General features: G+C 71.9%; 17 protein-coding genes. 15 read left to right on the forward strand and 2 right to left on the reverse strand.

Translation table 11 applies throughout. The annotated features are described in order from the left end of the window. Positions 1-73: 73 nt before the first annotated feature. The 9 genes from A3Q40_RS01205 (at position 74) to A3Q40_RS01240 (ending at position 7203) form a co-directional block, all read left to right on the forward strand. On the forward strand, positions 74-1009 hold the full coding sequence (locus A3Q40_RS01205) for a Yip1 family protein (protein WP_068099449.1): 936 nt from the start codon (positions 74-76) through the stop codon (positions 1007-1009). Continuing rightward, complete coding sequence (locus A3Q40_RS01210; RefSeq protein WP_068099450.1) at positions 1006-1905, forward strand: sugar phosphate isomerase/epimerase family protein; 900 nt, start codon at positions 1006-1008, stop codon at positions 1903-1905. The genes A3Q40_RS01205 and A3Q40_RS01210 overlap by 4 nt, the downstream gene beginning before the upstream one ends. Next, the gene (locus A3Q40_RS01215) at positions 1902-2756 is read left to right on the forward strand and encodes a thioesterase family protein (protein ID WP_068099451.1); all 855 of its coding nucleotides are present in this window, start codon (positions 1902-1904) and stop codon (positions 2754-2756) included. Before A3Q40_RS01210 ends, A3Q40_RS01215 begins: the two co-directional genes overlap by 4 nt. 25 nt (positions 2757-2781) lie before the next feature. Continuing rightward, entirely contained in the window at positions 2782-3615 is an 834-nt protein-coding gene (gene proC / locus A3Q40_RS01220) for a pyrroline-5-carboxylate reductase (protein ID WP_068099452.1), read from the forward strand. 152 nt (positions 3616-3767) lie between these two features. Beyond that, positions 3768-4016, forward strand: a complete 249-nt coding sequence (locus tag A3Q40_RS01225) for a helix-turn-helix domain-containing protein (RefSeq protein WP_068099453.1) — start codon at positions 3768-3770, stop codon at positions 4014-4016. 189 nt (positions 4017-4205) lie between these two features. Beyond that, on the forward strand, positions 4206-4307 hold the full coding sequence (locus A3Q40_RS19640) for a 30S ribosomal protein bS22 (RefSeq protein WP_003402602.1): 102 nt from the start codon (positions 4206-4208) through the stop codon (positions 4305-4307). 183 nt (positions 4308-4490) lie between these two features. Continuing rightward, a complete protein-coding gene (locus tag A3Q40_RS01230; RefSeq protein ID WP_068104835.1) occupies positions 4491-5600 on the forward strand; it encodes an NAD-dependent epimerase/dehydratase family protein in 1110 nt (369 codons plus the stop codon). Continuing rightward, positions 5597-6682: a lysophospholipid acyltransferase family protein gene (locus A3Q40_RS01235; protein ID WP_068099454.1), complete on the forward strand. Its 1086-nt coding sequence runs from the start codon at positions 5597-5599 to the stop codon at positions 6680-6682. The genes A3Q40_RS01230 and A3Q40_RS01235 overlap by 4 nt, the downstream gene beginning before the upstream one ends. After that, the gene (locus tag A3Q40_RS01240; RefSeq protein WP_068099455.1) at positions 6679-7203 is read left to right on the forward strand and encodes a phenolic acid decarboxylase; all 525 of its coding nucleotides are present in this window, start codon (positions 6679-6681) and stop codon (positions 7201-7203) included. The genes A3Q40_RS01235 and A3Q40_RS01240 overlap by 4 nt, the downstream gene beginning before the upstream one ends. On the opposite strand, the gene A3Q40_RS01245 is transcribed toward A3Q40_RS01240, so the two are convergent. Together A3Q40_RS01245 and A3Q40_RS01250 are read right to left on the reverse strand one after the other, a co-directional pair. Then, the gene (locus A3Q40_RS01245) at positions 7200-8690 is read right to left on the reverse strand and encodes a phytoene desaturase family protein (protein ID WP_068104837.1); all 1491 of its coding nucleotides are present in this window, start codon (positions 8688-8690) and stop codon (positions 7200-7202) included. The genes A3Q40_RS01240 and A3Q40_RS01245 overlap by 4 nt on opposite strands. Positions 8691-8703: 13 nt before the next feature. Continuing rightward, the gene (locus tag A3Q40_RS01250; protein WP_235606547.1) at positions 8704-9642 is read right to left on the reverse strand and encodes an HAD family hydrolase; all 939 of its coding nucleotides are present in this window, start codon (positions 9640-9642) and stop codon (positions 8704-8706) included. 265 nt (positions 9643-9907) lie between these two features. Between A3Q40_RS01250 and A3Q40_RS01255 the strand changes: the two genes are divergently transcribed. The 6 genes from A3Q40_RS01255 (at position 9908) to A3Q40_RS01280 (ending at position 15448) form a co-directional block, all read left to right on the forward strand. Continuing rightward, on the forward strand, positions 9908-10180 hold the full coding sequence (locus A3Q40_RS01255) for a glutaredoxin family protein (RefSeq protein ID WP_068099456.1): 273 nt from the start codon (positions 9908-9910) through the stop codon (positions 10178-10180). 207 nt (positions 10181-10387) lie between these two features. After that, positions 10388-11314, forward strand: a complete 927-nt coding sequence (locus A3Q40_RS01260) for a redox-sensing transcriptional repressor Rex (RefSeq protein WP_069972884.1) — start codon at positions 10388-10390, stop codon at positions 11312-11314. A 7-nt stretch (positions 11315-11321) separates the two neighbouring features. Beyond that, entirely contained in the window at positions 11322-12710 is a 1389-nt protein-coding gene (locus tag A3Q40_RS01265; RefSeq protein WP_068104841.1) for a glutamyl-tRNA reductase, read from the forward strand. Continuing rightward, positions 12707-13708 carry a hydroxymethylbilane synthase gene (hemC, locus tag A3Q40_RS01270; protein ID WP_068099457.1) on the forward strand — a complete coding sequence of 334 codons (1002 nt, stop codon included), beginning with the start codon at positions 12707-12709 and terminating at the stop codon, positions 13706-13708. The genes A3Q40_RS01265 and hemC overlap by 4 nt, the downstream gene beginning before the upstream one ends. After that, positions 13701-13886 carry a hypothetical protein gene (locus A3Q40_RS01275; protein WP_139203901.1) on the forward strand — a complete coding sequence of 62 codons (186 nt, stop codon included), beginning with the start codon at positions 13701-13703 and terminating at the stop codon, positions 13884-13886. The genes hemC and A3Q40_RS01275 overlap by 8 nt, the downstream gene beginning before the upstream one ends. Then, a complete protein-coding gene (locus A3Q40_RS01280; protein WP_068099459.1) occupies positions 13883-15448 on the forward strand; it encodes a uroporphyrinogen-III synthase in 1566 nt (521 codons plus the stop codon). Before A3Q40_RS01275 ends, A3Q40_RS01280 begins: the two co-directional genes overlap by 4 nt.

Here is a 15448-nt window from a genome sequence, read left to right on the forward strand (position 1 = left end):
GAGTGGCCCCACCGGAACCGAACGACCGAGACCGACCGACGAGAACGACCAGGTGAGTGAGACAGGGCGCGAGATGACCGACGACAACACAGGCGGCACCACCGGCCCGGTGTCGGTGGCGGAACTGCTCGCCCGCAACGGCGCGACCGTGGGCACGGGCGGCCGCCGCCGCCGCGGCATGGCCGGTGGCATCTCGGTCGCCGAGCTGACCGGTGAGATTCCCGTCATCCGGGACGAGGCGCCGGCCGACGAGGACCGGGCCGACGAGGACCGGGCCGACGAGAACAGGGTCGACGAGGACCGCACCGAGGAGACCCCGGCCGTCGCCGAGGAGCACCCGGTCGAGACGGAGACCGAGCCGGTGGCGGAGTCCCAGCCGGAGCCCGAGCCGGTGGTGGAGCCCGAACCGGAGCCGGTGGCCGAGACGGAGACCCGTCGTCGTCCCACCCCGGCCTTCGTCCCGCAGGAGGAGCCCGCCCTCTTCTCGGGCGCCCCCAGCGTGGCGGGGGACCGGCTGCGCGACTCCGTCGCGCGCCCGGACCGGAGTGCGGAGCCTGAACCGGAGCTCGAGCCGGAGCCCGAACCCCAGCCCGAGCTGGATCTCGGCCTCGAGCAGGACGCCGAGCCGGAGACCACCGCGCTCACCCGCGTCGACGGCGACGTCGAGGCAGCTGCCGACGCCGGCCCCGCAGATGCCGAGACCCCGCCCGACGAGGCGGCGGACACCCCCGCTCCCGCCCGGTCGCGCGGACCGGTCCGGCAGTGGTTGTCGCTGGTGGGGCAGGGCGCCGTCGCGATCGTGCTCGGCGCGCTGCTGTTCAAGGGCTTCGAGCGGCTGTGGGAGATGCTCCCGTGGGTCGCGCTGGTGCTGGCGTTCTTCGTGATCGTCGGTCTGGTGGCCGTGGTGCGTGTGCTGCGCCGCACCGACGACATCGTCTCGATCCTGCTCGCGGTGGTGGTGGGTGTGTTCGTCACGCTGGGCCCGCTGGCCTTCATGCTGTCCACATGACGGTGCCACCGAGTCGGCCGACGACTCCGGTCGGGCTGTCGACGGCGTCGGTCTATCCGCAGAACACCGAGTCCGCGTTCCGGTTCGCCGCCGAGCTCGGGTACGACGGCGTCGAGCTGATGGTGTGGGCCGAGCCGATCAGTCAGGACCCCGCGGCGATTCGTCGTCTCTCCCGCACCTACGGCGTTCCGGTGCTGGCCGTGCACGCGCCGTGCCTGCTCATCACCCAGCGAGTGTGGGGGTCGGACCCGGTGGCGAAGCTGGCCAAGACGGTTCACGCCGCCGAGGCGCTGGGTGCGCGCACCGTGGTGGTGCACCCGCCGTTCCGGTGGCAGCGCGCGTACGTCGAGGGCTTCGCCGAGCAGACGGCGGAGCTCGAGGAGGCGTCCGACGGTGTCGTGGTGGCCGTGGAGAACATGTTCCCGATGCGGCTCGATCGACTGTTCGGCGCGGTGACCGGCTCGGCGCGGCGCCTGGAGCGGCGTGGCGGTCGGCCGGGACTGGGCGTATCCGCCTTCGCCCCGTCGTACGACCCGACGGACGTCGGCTTCGCGCACTACACACTGGACTTCTCGCACACCGCGACGTCGGGACTCGACGCCGTCGACCTCGCCGACCGCATGGGTCGCGGGCTCGCACACTTCCATCTCGCGGACGGCCGCGGCGCGTCCGTCGACGAACACCTGGTGCCCGGTGACGGCACCCAGCCCGTCGCGCAGGTCCTGCGCCGTGTCGCCGAGCAAGGCTTCGACGGGCAGGCGGTGGTGGAGATCAACACCCAGAACGCCCGCACGGCGGCCGAGCGCTCCACCGCCCTCGAACGGTCGCTCGCCTTCGCCCGCACCCACCTCGGCCGGCCCTCACGGTCCGCCCCGGCAGAACCGAGTACGTCGTGACCGATGCCCCGTTCCGAGACCTGACGACGCTGGAGCGGGTCGAGACCGACGTCTTCGCGGGCACGATCGACCCGACGTGGACCATCGGGCCCAAGGTGCACGGCGGCGCGATGATGGCGGTGTGTGCCGCGGCCGCGTCGCAGCGGCTCGCGGGTGACGACGACCCGGCCGTGCTCTCTCCGCTCGCGGTGAGCGCGAGCTACCTCGCGGCGCCCGATCCCGGTCCGGTGACCGTCACCACGACGATCCACAAGCGCGGTCGCCGCGTCGCCCACGTCGACGCCGTCCTGAGCCAGGGCGACCGACCCGCCGTGCGGTGCGTCGTCACCCTGGGCACGCCGGACACCGCCGCGCCGGTTCACCAGGAGCACGACGGGCCGCTCGCGTCCGCCCTGGCCATGGACCCGACCCCGCCGGACGCCGCCGCCCGCGTCGCGCCCGGACACCCGATGGCCGACGTCGTCCACGTCGCGCGGGGCTGCGACATGCGGCTCGATCCGACCGCGGCCCATTTCCTCACGGGCGCACAGGGATCCGCCGAGATCCGCATGTGGGTGCGCCCGCGACCGGACGACGAGGACGACCCCGCCACCGCCGCGCTCTTCGCCGTCATGACGGGCGACATCTGCCCGCCGGTCACGATGAACCGCGGGCTGTTCGGGTGGGCGCCGACGGTGCAGTTGACGACGTACCTGCGCCGCACCCCGACGCCGGGATGGCTGCGCGTGACGTCCTCGTCGGCCGTCGTCGGGGGACAGTGGTTCGAGGAGGACCACACCGTCGTCGACGAGACCGGCGCGCTGGTGGTGCAGAGCCGTCAGCTGGCGATGGTGCCGCTTCCGCAGGCCTGACCGCCCCCGTGAGAACCTGTCATCCATGACGAGAATCGCGGTGATCGGTGGCGGCCGAATCGGAGAGGCGTTGATCGCCGGGCTGATCGAGGGCGGACTGCCGACGGGCTCGGTGGTGTTGGCGGAGAAGCATCCGGCGCGCGCCGAGGCCGTGGCGACGCAGTTCGGCATCCGTGCGACCAGCGTGGTCGACGCCGTGGAGGGCGCCGACGTCATCGTCGTCGCGGTCAAGCCGGACGACGTGGACTCCGTCGTCACCCAGATGTCGAAGGCCGAGCTCAACGGCGAGCGCGAGCAGATCGTGGTCTCGATGGCCGCGGGAGTGCCGGCGTCGCGGTACGAGCCCAAGCTGCCCGCGGGCATCCCGATCGTGCGGGTCATGCCCAACACCCCCATGCTCGTCGGCGAGGCGATGAGCGTGCTGGCCCCGGGTCGGCACGCGCGGTCCGAGCACATCGAGGCCGTCCGCAAGCTGCTGGGCACCGTCGGCCGCACCGCCGTGGTCGCCGAGGACAAGATCGACGCGGTGACGGCGGTGTCCGGTTCCGGGCCCGCCTACTTCTTCCTCATGGCCGAGGCCATGGTGGACGCGGCCGTCGGGCTGGGTCTGACACGCGAGACGGCGACGACGCTGGTGACGCAGACCATGGTGGGCTCGGCCGCGATGCTCGACCGGTCCGACGAGTCGGCCACCGAGCTCCGCGCCGGGGTCACTTCGCCGGGGGGAACGACGGCCGCCGCCCTCGCCGAACTGGAACGACGCGGGTTCCGCGCCGCCGTGTTGGACGCCGTGGAGGCGGCCAAGGCACGCAGCGTGGCGCTGGGGATCCCGCCCGACGGGACTCCGCTCCTCGGCTGATCGGGTCGGCCCCGTCGGTAATTCGGACGAAATCCACCCCCACCCGTCGCAGAAGTCACAGGTGTCCCGCTAAGCTCGGTCGCAGCACGTGCGTGTCTGTTCCGCCGGAGGGGAAGCCGGCGGCGCGGACGTGCCGGAGGTATGTGAATTTCATGGAATCAGTGGACAAGCCGTCCGGGTCGGGTTCGAAGAACTCGTCGCACGACGGAGGACCGGCCGTGGCCGGCACGCAATTCCTCACGGTGGCCGAAGTGGCGTCGTTGATGAGGGTGTCCAAGATGACCGTGTACCGCTTGGTGCACGGTGGCGAGCTGCCGGCCGTTCGGGTGGGCCGCTCGTTCCGAGTGCACGCGAAGGCGGTGCACGACTACTTGGAGACCTCCTACTTCGACGCCGGCTAGGCGCGCGGCCCGCCGGGTCCGCTCACCCGATTCGGGTGAGCACTGCCTGCCGGTTTATGATGGGGCTGCACACGCGCGTGCGGACAGCCCCTGCGCCGTTGTGCGCACCCTCGTCGGGTGCGCCGCCCCGCCGTGCGCAGCAGCACACGCTGCCGACCGATACGACCAGAAGAACGCGAGGACACCCGCATGGGTTCAGTGATCAAGAAGCGCCGCAAGCGCATGTCGAAGAAGAAGCACCGCAAGCTGCTGCGCCGCACTCGCGTTCAGCGCAGGAAACTCGGCAAGTGATCTTCCCGCGGCGGTAGCCGCCGCGCCGACTCTGCCCGTGCACCTCGAGGTGCACGGGCAGAGTCGTTCGTCGGGTCCTCCGGGGCGCGGTCTGTGGCCGAGTCCACAGCGCGGATCGGCGACCCGTGACACGATGGTCCCGACGGGTAGGACGAGAGTCACGAGCGAGTCGGGGTGAGATCGGTGAGCGATGACAGCCGCGCCTCGGCCGCGCCGCGCGTCGTTCTGGTGACCGGCGCCAGCCGCTTCCTCGGCGGCTACCTCACGGCGCGGCTGGCGCAAAATCCGTCGGTCGAGCGCGTGATCGCCGTCGACGCCGTCGCTCCGACCAAGGACATGATCCGCCGGATGGGCCGCGCCGAGTTCGTGCGCGCCGACATCAGGAACCCCCTCATCGGCAAGGTCATCCGCAGCAGCGAGGTCGACACCGTGGTGCATGCCTCGCTCATCTCCCGGCCGCCCGGCGGCGGTGGGCGCACCGTCATGAAGGACCTCAACGTCCTCGGCGCGATGCAGCTGTTCGCCGTCTGCCAGAAGTCGCCGTCGGTGCGGCGGGTGGTGCTCCGCTCGTCGACCGCCGTGTACGGGTGCAGCGCCAAGGACCCCGCCCAGTTCACCGAGGAGATGGGGTCGAAATCGCGGCTGCGCGGCGGATTTGCGCGCGACGCGGTGGAGACCGAGGGGTACGCCCGTGGGCTCGGCCGTCGTCGTCCCGACGTGGACGTGACCATTCTGCGCAACGCGCCCATGATCGGTCCGCGGCTCAACGGCGCGGTCTCGCGGTACCTGACCTCGCCGCTCACGCCCTCGGTACTGGGGCGCGATGCACGGATGCAGCTGCTCCACGAGGAGGACGCACTCGCGGCGCTGGAGCGGGCCACCGTCGCCGGACCGGCGGGCACGTTCAACGTGGCGGCCGACGGCATCGTCATGCTCTCGCAGGCCATCCGGCGTGCCGGGCGCATCGAGGTGCCGGTCCCTCCGGCGCTGTTCCGCACGACGGGCAAGGCGGTGATGGGGTCGCTCATGCGCGGCTTCTCCGAGGAACAACTCGACTACTTCAACTTCGGCTGCGGGGTGGACACGACGCGCATGAAGACCGTGCTGGGATTCACCCCGAGGTGGACGACGATGCAGGCGTTCGACGACTTCGTCCGCGGGGTGGCCCTCACGCCCGTCGTGCGACGGGAATGGATCGACGCCGCCGAGGCACGACTGCTCGCGCTGCTCGGTGCCGATGCCGCCCGGGCCGCTCGGCCCGCTCCGATGCGATCCGTGGCGGCGGGGCGGTGAGCGGGGTGGCGAAGGTGATCCCGCTCCGTGGGTCGGCAGCACGGTCGGGGCGTCCGGCACGGTCGGGGCGAACGGCGTCCGGCAGCACGCCCGAGGACGTCCGCGGCCGCCATCCGTCGGCCTACACCGACGCGCCCGTCGTCGGTCCGCGCCTCGACACACCCCCGGTGCCGGTGCTCGCCGAGCGGGTCCCGGACGACGCGGCCGAGCGCACGTCGTCGGCTCTCGACGCGCTGCGCCGCGCGGTCGCCGAGCGGGTGTCGGGCGGCGCCGATTTCCTGCGTACCCGGCTGTCCGGGGACTACGAGGTGGACGAGTTCGGCTACGACCCGCACTTCGCCGACAACGTGTGGCTGCCCGCGCTGCGACCGTTGTTCGACAAGTGGTTCCGCGTCGAGGTCCGCGGGATCGAGAACGTCCCCGCGACGGGCGGCGCCCTGGTGGTCTCCAACCACGCGGGCGTCATCCCCATCGACGGTCTGATGGCGTCCGTCGCCATGCGCGACCACCACCCGCAGAAGCGTGCGCTTCGCATGCTCGCCGCCGATCTGGCCTTCGAGACGCCGCTGGTGGGCACGGTCGCGCGCCGTGCCGGACACACCCTGGCCTGCCAGCCCGACGCCGAGCGGTTGCTGCGCGGCGGCGAGGTGGTCGCGGTGTTCCCGGAGGGCTTCAAGGGGATCGGCAAGCCGTTCAGCGAGCGGTACAAGCTGCAGCGGTTCGGACGCGGCGGGTTCGTCTCGGCCGCGCTGCGGACCCAGACCCCGATCATCCCGTGCTCGATCGTCGGCTCGGAGGAGATCTATCCGAAGATCGGCGATCTGACCACGCTGGCGCGCGTGCTGGGTCTGCCGTACTTCCCGGTGACCCCGCTGTTCCCGCACTTCGGTCCGCTGGGCCTGATCCCGCTGCCGTCGAAGTGGTACATCGAGTTCGGCGAACCCATTCGCACGGACCAGTTCTCGCCCGCCGCGGCGGACGATCCGATGGAGCTCTTCGAGGTCACCGACCACGTCCGCGAGACCATCCAGCAGACGCTCTACCGCCTGCTGACCCGTCGGCGCGGGGTGTTCCTGGGATGAGGCCGACGTCGGTCTCCGATCCCGTTCCGCCGCAGGACCTCTCCGGTCTGGTCGGCCACCGGATGATCTACACGTACGCCAACGGCTGGCAGTACGAGATGTACGTCAAGAACGCGACCACCATCGATTACCGGATCCACTCCGGTCACGTCGGAGGTCGCTGGGTGAAGGACCAGGACGTCGACCTGGTCGCCCTGGCACCCGGCGTCTTCAAGATCTCCTGGACCGAGCCCACCGGCACGAACGTCGTCGTCACCGTGGTGCCCGAGCAGCGAGTGCTGCACGGCACGATCTTCTTCCCGCACTGGATCGAGCTCGACGGGGACAAGACCGTCCTGTACCAGAACGACCACCTCGACGAGATGCGTCGTTACCGCGACGCCGGCCCCACCTACCCGATCTACGTGGTGCCGGAGTTCGCGCACGTCACGGTGTTCGAGCACGTCGGCGAGAACGACGAGACCGTGATCGACACCGCCCCGGGCGACCTGCCCGCCGGCTTCGCCGACCGGACGAACTAGCGCGCCCGCACCATCCGGTCCACGATCTCGGCCGAGAGGGTCACCAACGGCAGACCGCCGCCCGGATGGGACGAGCCGCCCACGAGGAACAGCCCGTCCACGGGAGATCGGTTGGCGGGGCGTAGGAATGCCGCCAGCGCACCGTTCGACGACGTGCCGTAGATCGACCCGCCGGGCGTCATGGTGCGGCGCTCCAGATCGGCGGGTGAGAGGATCTGCCGCCACAGTACGCGGTCGCGGACGTCGACGCCGCGGGCGGCCATGATCGACAGGATGCGGTCGGCGTAGGTCTCCGCGAGACCGGGTGCGTCCCAATCCACCAGCGCGCGCGAGCCGCGGCCGTGACGAGCCGCGTTCACCAGGACGAACCACGCCTCGGAGTCCTCGTTCGGACGCAGCGCCGGATCGTTCGGCGCGCTGACGTAGACGGTGGGGTCCGCGGCGGGATGCGCTGCGCGCGAACGGGTTCCGAAGACAGCGTCGAACTCGTCGTCGTAGTGCTCGGGAAACAGGATGCGGTGGTGCGGGGTGTCCGGATCGCGGCCACGCAGGGCGAGCAGCACCACGAAGCCGGACAGGCTGGGCGTGGTGGCCCCGATCCGCCGTCGGGTGAGAGCGGTGCGTCGGGACGGAGGCAGCAGGTCGCGGTACACCTGCTCGGCGTCCGCGTTCGCGATCACCACGTCGGCGTCGACGGTGCCGGCGGTGGTGTGGACCCCGCGGACCCGCCCTCCCTCGGTGGCGATGCCGGTGACCGTTACCGACGTCCGAATGTCCGTGCCGCACAGTCGGGCTCGGTCCGCCAACGCCTCCGCGATCCGGTGCAGCCCACCCGGCACGTGCCAGGACCCCCACCGCTGTTCGACGTGGGGCACGGTGGCCAGCGCGGCGGGCGCACGCCGCGGATCCGAGCCGGTGTACGTGGCGTAGCGGTCCAGCATCATGCGCAGTCGCGGGTCCGTCAGGTACCGCGCGCCGAGGCCACGCAGACTCGACCACGGCGCGATGGTGCGCACGTCCCCGACCCGGCGTCCGAGGGTGATCAGCTCGCGCGGGCCGATGGACGACTCGAGGAATGCGGCGTGGGTGGCGTCCCAAATCCGTTCGGCCCGTGCGGAGAACGCACTCCACTGCTCTCCCGCGCCCGCCCCCAGGGCGGCGTCGAGAGCGTCGGGGATCCGCTCCGCGTGGCCGGGCATGGTCAGCACCGTGCCGTCGGGGAACCGGTAGCGGCACGCGACGGGCAGTCGCTCGAGCGGCAGGTCGGCGGGGCCGCCGGTGTCGTCGAACACGGCCCGCAGGACGTGCGGCATGGTGACCAGCGACGGCCCGGTGTCGAAGACGAAGCCGTCCCGGCGGACGATTCCGAGCTTGCCGCCGAGGTCGGCCGACTGCTCGAGCACGGTGACGTCGTACCCGCCGTGGGACAGGCGGGCGGCGGCGGCGAGCCCGCCCACCCCGGCGCCGACGACGACGGCGCGCGTCACGGCAGCACGCGCGTCACGATTGCTTGCGACCCAGCACCGCCGCGACGCCGCCGCCGACGGCACCCAGCGCGAGCGCGGTCGGCACGCCGATCTTGGCGGCCTTGCGTCCGGTGCGGAAGTCCCGAACCTCCCAGCCGCGGTTCTTCGCCAGCTCGCGCAGGTCGGCGTCGGGATTGACGGCGACGGCCGTGCCGACCAGCGAGAGCATCGGGACGTCGTTGTACGAATCGGAGTACGCGGTGCACCGCCGCAGATCGAGGCCCTCCCGGACGGCGAGCGTGCGGACGGCGTGCGCCTTGCCGCGGCCGTGCAGGATGTCTCCGACCAGACGGCCGGTGAACACGCCGTTCTCGCTCTCGGCGACGGTGCCGAGGGCACCGGTGAACCCGAGCCTGGACGCGATGATCGACGCGAGTTCCACCGGAGTCGCCGTCACGAGCCACACCTGCTGACCCGCGTCGAGATGCATCTGGGCGAGCGCCCGCGTACCGGCCCAGATGCGGTCGGCGATGATCTCGTCGTAGATCTCCTCGCCGAGCCGCACGATCTCCGCGGTCGAGCGGCCCTCGACGAAGGACAGCGCCTTGGCACGGCCGGTGTCGACGTCGCCGAGGTTCTCCTTGCCGCTGACGCGGAACTTCACCTGCTGCCAGGCGAACTGGGTGATGTCCTTGGTGGTGATGTACTTGCGCGCCGCGAGGCCGCGGGCGAAGTGGATGATCGACGCGCCCTGCACCATCGTGTTGTCGACGTCGAAGAACGCCGCCGCGGTCAGGTCGCGGGGGACGGGGCTCGGACGGTCGTCGTCGCCGTCGGCGGCATCCCGGGCCGCGGCGGCGTCCTTCGCCTCGGCCTGCAGTGCGATGGCGGCGTCCGCGCTCGCCTCTCCGGCGAGGGTGGCGCGGATCTGCGCGGCCGTCGGACCGAAGGGATTGCGGATGCGGCGGGCCATCCGATCGCGCGCGCCGGCCGGGTCGACCCGGCGACGATCGCGGGAGTCGTCGAGAATCTCGGGCTCGTCCTGATCGGCCATGCGCACCTCCCCCTGGTCTCGTCCGTCGCGGCAGCGACTCGTCGACGCCGTCGCGGTAGCGACTCGTCGACGCCGTCGCGGCCGCGCGACTCGTCGACACCGTCGCGGCAGCGACTCACGCCGTCGCCGCCGCACGACGCGACCAGCCTAGTCGCGGCGTACCCCGTCACGAGAGAATGGGCCCATGACGGTCGGTCGACACACGGTGACATTGCTGACACGCGCGGGCTGCGGCGCGTGCGACGGGGCGATGGCGGTTCTGCGTCCGCTCTGTGCGGAACTGGACGTCGCGTTGGACTCCGTCGACGTCGACGAGGCAGCGGATCGGGACCCTGACCTGCGGGCGGAGTACGGAGACCGGCTTCCGGTGGTGCTGCTCGACGGCCGCGAGCACAGCTACTGGGACGTCGACGTGGCCCGGTTGCGCCGCGATCTGGGGGCCGACGCCGCGGGCTGACCCGTCCCGAACGGCGCCATCCGGTCGCGGAAGCGTGTCGGAGGGGGCGGCACCCTAGCACACGCGTCGGCGACTTTGTTCATACGTTCACAAGCGGTTACCGTGGACATCGAGTCAAGGGGTCGGTGACCTCCCGGCGCGAGCGGTGACCACGGGGATCGCTCGTGCCCACCGGCCTGCGCGAACACCGTGCGAGGAGTCATCGACGTGACCGCTGACCGCCGGAACCCCGGCGACGAGACCGCGCGGACCACCGCGAGCGGTGTCCGCCGTCAGCAGCACGACACGTCCGCTGCTCCCGCGGCTCCGTCGATCCCCAAGGCTGAATCGCCCCCAGCGACTCCGTCGATCCCCAAGGCTGAATCGCCCCCAGCGACTCCGTCGATCCCCAAGGCTACGGTCACCCGTCTGGCCGACTATCTCCGGGTCCTCGCTGCGGTCGCCGAGCGCCGGGTCCTGGTGGTGTCGAGCGAGGATCTCGCCGTCGCGTCGGGCGTCGGATCCGCGACGCTGCGCAAGGACCTCTCCTTCCTCGGACCCATGGGTGTCCGGGGTGTCGGCTACGACGTCGCGCGCCTGCGAGCCCGCATCGAACTGGCGCTGGGTCTCGACCGCGGGCACCGGGTGGTGCTGGTCGGGCTCGGAAATCTCGGGTCCGCCCTGATCGGATACGAGGGCTTCGCTCGCCGCGGCTTCACCCTGGTCGGGCTCTTCGACGTCGCCCCCGACGTGGTGGGCACCACCGTGTCGGTCGGAACCGCGACGGACGGGTACCGCGATCTGACGGTGCGGCACGCCCGCGACCTCGTGTCCGCGGCCGCCGAGCTCGGTGCGACCGTCGGCGTCGTCGCCACCCCCGATGCGGCCGCCCAGTCCGCCGTCGACGCGCTCGTCGACGCCGGCATCGACTGCATTCTCTCGTTCGCGTCGATCGATCCGGTCACGCCGCCGCATGTCGATCTGCGGCGGGTCGACCTCGCCGTCGAGTTGCAGATCCTCTCGTTCGCCAACGCCCACAAGGCCCAGCGCCCTCGACCGGTCCGATCGACCTGCCGGGACGCCGCGACCGTCACAGCCACTCCAGTCGATCCCGGCCGTGTTCCGGTCGGGGCGCACAGCAGAACGGATCGGTGATTCCTCCGTGAGTGTTCTTCTCCTCGGGATCTCGCATCGCAGCGCTCCCGTGTCGGTGCTCGAACGTGTCGCCGTCGGCGACACCGACCGCCCGAAGCTCACCGATCGGATCATGGCGTCTTCGCACGTCTCCGAGGTCATGATCGTCTCGACCTGCAACCGCGTGGAGGTCTACGCGGTGGTCGACGCCTTCCACGGCGCCCTGACCGATCTCGGCGCCCTCCTGTCGGAGCACTCCGGCATGGACCTCGCGGAGCTCACCAAGCACGCCTACGTGCGGTACAGCGAGGCCGCGGCCGAGCACCTCTTCGCCGTCGCCGGTGGTCTGGACTCGATGGTGGTCGGCGAGCAGCAGATTCTCGGTCAGATCCGGGCCGCCTACGCGGCGTCGGACGCACAGCAGGCGTCGGGCCGCACCCTGCACGAACTGGCCCAGCAGGCACTGCGCGTGGGCAAGAAGGTCCACTCGGAGACCGGCATCGACAAGGCCGGCGCCTCGGTGGTCTCCGTCGCGCTCGAGCGGGCCGCCGACGTCCTCGGATCGCTCGCCGGTCGCCGCGCCGTGGTGCTCGGCGCGGGCGCGATGGGCGGTCTGTCCGTCGCGCACCTGGTCCGCGGCGGCATCGGGGCCGTGACCGTGGTCAACCGCACCGCCTCGCGCGGAGCACGGCTCGCGGAGACGGCCGCCGAGGCGGGTGTCGAGGCCGCCGCCGTCACGCTGGACGACCTGGCCGACGCCGTCGCCGACGCCGACGTCCTCGTCACCTGTACCGGCGCGGTGGGTGCCGTGGTCACCATCGCCGACGTACACCGCGCTCTCGCGCGCCGCGACACCGCCGACCGGCCCCTGGTCGTCTGCGATCTCGGTCTGCCGCGGGACGTCGAGCCCGCCGTCGCCGGCCTGCCCGGGGTGACGGTGCTCGACATGGCCACGCTCCAGCACGATCCGGCCGCGGGCGCCGCGGCGTCCGACGAGCGGGCCGCCCGCGACATCGTCGCCCGCGAGCTCGCCGCCTACCTGTCGGGTCAGCGTCTCGCCGAGGTCACCCCCACCGTGACCGCCCTGCGCCAGCGCGCGGCCGAGGTGGTCGAGGCGGAGCTGATGCGTCTCGATTCCCGCCTCCCCGGCCTGGCCGACCCCCAGCGCGACGAGGTGGCGCGCACCGTGCGACGCGTCGTCGACAAACTGCTCCACGCACCCACGGTGCGGGTCAAGCAGCTCGCCACCACGCCCGGCGGGGACTCCTACGCCGAGGCGCTGCGCGAGCTGTTCGAACTCTCGCCGTCCACCGTCCAGGCCGTGGCGTCGCCGATGGAGGTCGCTGCCGTCGACACCGAGAACCCCGGTGCCGCACTGGCCGACGACTTCACCGTCTCTCGCGAGGTGACGGAATGACCGCCGCCCTGGACAAGCGCGTGATCCGCGTCGGCACGCGCGGCAGTCTGCTGGCGACCACCCAGGCCGAGACCGTGCGCGCGGCCATCACCGCGGCCGGAGTCGAGACCGAGCTGGTGATCGTGGCCACCGCGGGCGACAAGTCGGCCGCGCCGGTCCAGCAGATCGGTGTCGGCGTCTTCACCGCCGCGCTGCGAGAAGCGCTGGCGGACAACACGATCGACGTCGCCGTCCACTCGTACAAGGATCTGCCGACGGCGCAGGACCCGCGCTTCACCGTGGCCGCGATCCCGCAGCGCGAGGACCCGCGCGACGCCCTCGTCGCTCGGGACGGCCTCGTGCTGGGCGCACTGCCGCCGGGCGCCACCGTCGGTACGTCCGCGCCGCGTCGGATCGCGCAATTGCGTGCTCTCGGACTGGGTCTCGACGTCCGACCGCTGCGGGGCAATCTCGACACCCGCATCGGCAAGGTCACCTCCGGCGATCTCGACGCCGTCGTCGTCGCCCGCGCCGGACTCGCGCGCATCGATCGGCTGGACGTGGTCACCGAAGCACTCGAGCCCGCGCAGTTCCTGCCCGCCCCCGCCCAGGGGGCCCTGGCGGTCGAATGTCGCAGCGACGACACCGATCTCGCCGCCGTGCTGGCCGAGCTCGACGACGTCGCCGCGCGCGCCACCGTGACCGCGGAGCGGGCGCTGCTCGCCGAACTGGAGGCCGGCTGCACCGCGCCGGTGGGTGCGATCGCCGAGGTGGTCGACTCGCTCGACGACGACGGCCGGGTGATCGAGGAACTGTCCGTCCGCGGTTGCGCGGCAGCCGTCGACGGGTCGGACGTGGTGCGCGCGTCGGCCGTCGGGTCCGTGGCGGACGCCGAGAGCCTGGGCCGGTCCGTGGCCCGAGAGTTGTTGGATCTCGGGGCCCGTGACCTCGTCGAGGTCACCGAGCCCGCGTCGTCGCCGACGGCGTCGAGCACCACCACCGGGAGTGGCGATGCCTGAGCCTCGCGCCCTGCGTCTCGCGGCCGGTCACGGACCGCGCCGCCGCGCCGGACGTGGGTCCTCCGGGACCCGCGACTCCCACGACACGATCGCCACCGCGCGGTTGATCCCGAAACGGGGTCCCGCCACCGAAATCCGGATCAGCTACCGCAACAACGCACTGGAGAACCAACGATGAGCCGAGTCCGCAAGAACACCCCGGGTCGGATCCTGTTCGTGGGATCCGGCCCCGGCGACCCGGCGCTGCTGACCGTGCGGGCCCGCGAGGCGCTCGCCGTCGCCGAGCTGGCGTTCACCGATCCCGACGTCGATCAGGGCGTCGTCGCCTCGGTGGGGTCGGCCGTGCGCCGTCCGGCCGACGAGAACGGGGACACCGGGGTGGACGTCCGCCCGGCTCTCGGCGAGCCGGCCGAGGTCGCGAAAACCCTGGTGGCCGAAGCGAAGAACGGCCACGACGTGGTGCGCCTGGTCTCCGGTGATCCGCTGACCACCGACTCGGTGATCGCGGAGGTCACCGCCGTGGCCCGGACGTCGGTGCAGTTCGAGGTCGTGCCCGGCCTGCCCGCCGGCTCCGCCGTCCCGAGCTACGCCGGGATGGCCCTGGGCTCCGAGCACACCGAGGCCGACGTGCGCGGCGACGTCAACTGGGCTTCGCTGGCCGCCGCGCCGGGCCCGCTGGTGCTGCACGCCACCGCCGGTCACCTGGCCGAGACCGCCAGCGCGCTGGTCGAACACGGCCTCGCGCCGCAGACCCCGGTGGCGATCACCGTGCGCGGCACCACGCGTCAGCAGCGCACCGTCGAGGCGACGCTGGCCACCCTGAACGACGCCGGGTCGGACCTGGTCGGATCGCTGGTGGTGACCGTCGGGAAGGTGGTCTCGCAGCGGAACAAGATGTCCTGGTGGGAGTCTCGCGCACTGTACGGCTGGACGGTGCTGGTCCCGCGGACCAAGGATCAGGCCGCGGAGATGAGCGACCGTCTGGTCACCCACGGCGCCATCCCGATCGAGGTGCCCACCATCGCCGTCGAGCCGCCGCGCAGTCCGGCGCAGATGGAGCGGTCGGTCAAGGGCCTGGTCGACGGTCGTTACCAGTGGGTGGTGTTCACCTCCACCAACGCGGTGCGTGCGGTGTGGGAGAAGTTCGCCGAGTTCGGTCTCGACGCCCGTGCGTTCTCGGGTGTGAAGATCGCCTGCGTCGGCGAGGCCACGGCGGACAAGGTGCGCTCGTTCGGCATCAACCCCGAGCTGGTGCCCTCCGGTGAGCAGAGCTCGCTGGGGCTGCTCGAGGACTTCCCGCCGTACGACGAGGTGTTCGATCCGGTCAACCGAGTGCTGTTGCCGCGTGCGGACATCGCCACGGAGACGCTGGCGGAGGGTCTGCGCGAGCGCGGATGGGAGATCGACGACGTCACCGCCTACCGCACCGTTCGTGCGGCACCGCCCGCCGCGGAGACGCGCGAGATGATCAAGACCGGCGGGTTCGACGCGGTGTGCTTCACCTCGAGCTCCACCGTGCGGAATCTCGTCGGCATCGCCGGCAAGCCGCACGCCCGCACGCTGGTCGCCTGCATCGGACCGAAGACCGCCGAGACGGCCGTCGAGTTCGGTCTGCGCGTCGACGTCCAGCCGGAGACGGCGCAGATCGGTCCGCTGGTCGAGGCGCTGGCCGAGCACGCGGCGCGGCTGCGTGCCGAGGGTGCGCTGCCTCCCCCGCGCAAGAAGTCGCGGCGGCGCTGA

The sequence above is a fragment of the Rhodococcus sp. PBTS 1 genome (assembly GCF_001620025.1).
Classification (GTDB): Bacteria; Actinomycetota; Actinomycetes; order Mycobacteriales; family Mycobacteriaceae; genus Rhodococcoides; species Rhodococcoides kroppenstedtii.

Bases quoted from the DNA above. Each gene is read 5' to 3' on its own strand.
- A3Q40_RS01205 (WP_068099449.1), top strand. From the start codon at position 74: ATGACCGACGACAACACAGGCGGCACCACCGGCCCGGTGTCGGTGGCG.
- A3Q40_RS01250 (WP_235606547.1), bottom strand. From the start codon at position 9,642: ATGGCCCGCCGCATCCGCAATCCCTTCGGTCCGACGGCCGCGCAGATC.
- A3Q40_RS01240 (WP_068099455.1), top strand. From the start codon at position 6,679: ATGAGGCCGACGTCGGTCTCCGATCCCGTTCCGCCGCAGGACCTCTCC.
- A3Q40_RS01225 (WP_068099453.1), top strand. From the start codon at position 3,768: ATGGAATCAGTGGACAAGCCGTCCGGGTCGGGTTCGAAGAACTCGTCG.
- A3Q40_RS01280 (WP_068099459.1), top strand. From the start codon at position 13,883: ATGAGCCGAGTCCGCAAGAACACCCCGGGTCGGATCCTGTTCGTGGGA.
- A3Q40_RS01255 (WP_068099456.1), top strand. From the start codon at position 9,908: ATGACGGTCGGTCGACACACGGTGACATTGCTGACACGCGCGGGCTGC.
- proC (WP_068099452.1), top strand. From the start codon at position 2,782: ATGACGAGAATCGCGGTGATCGGTGGCGGCCGAATCGGAGAGGCGTTG.
- A3Q40_RS01275 (WP_139203901.1), top strand. From the start codon at position 13,701: ATGCCTGAGCCTCGCGCCCTGCGTCTCGCGGCCGGTCACGGACCGCGC.
- A3Q40_RS01210 (WP_068099450.1), top strand. From the start codon at position 1,006: ATGACGGTGCCACCGAGTCGGCCGACGACTCCGGTCGGGCTGTCGACG.
- hemC (WP_068099457.1), top strand. From the start codon at position 12,707: ATGACCGCCGCCCTGGACAAGCGCGTGATCCGCGTCGGCACGCGCGGC.
- A3Q40_RS19640 (WP_003402602.1), top strand. From the start codon at position 4,206: ATGGGTTCAGTGATCAAGAAGCGCCGCAAGCGCATGTCGAAGAAGAAG.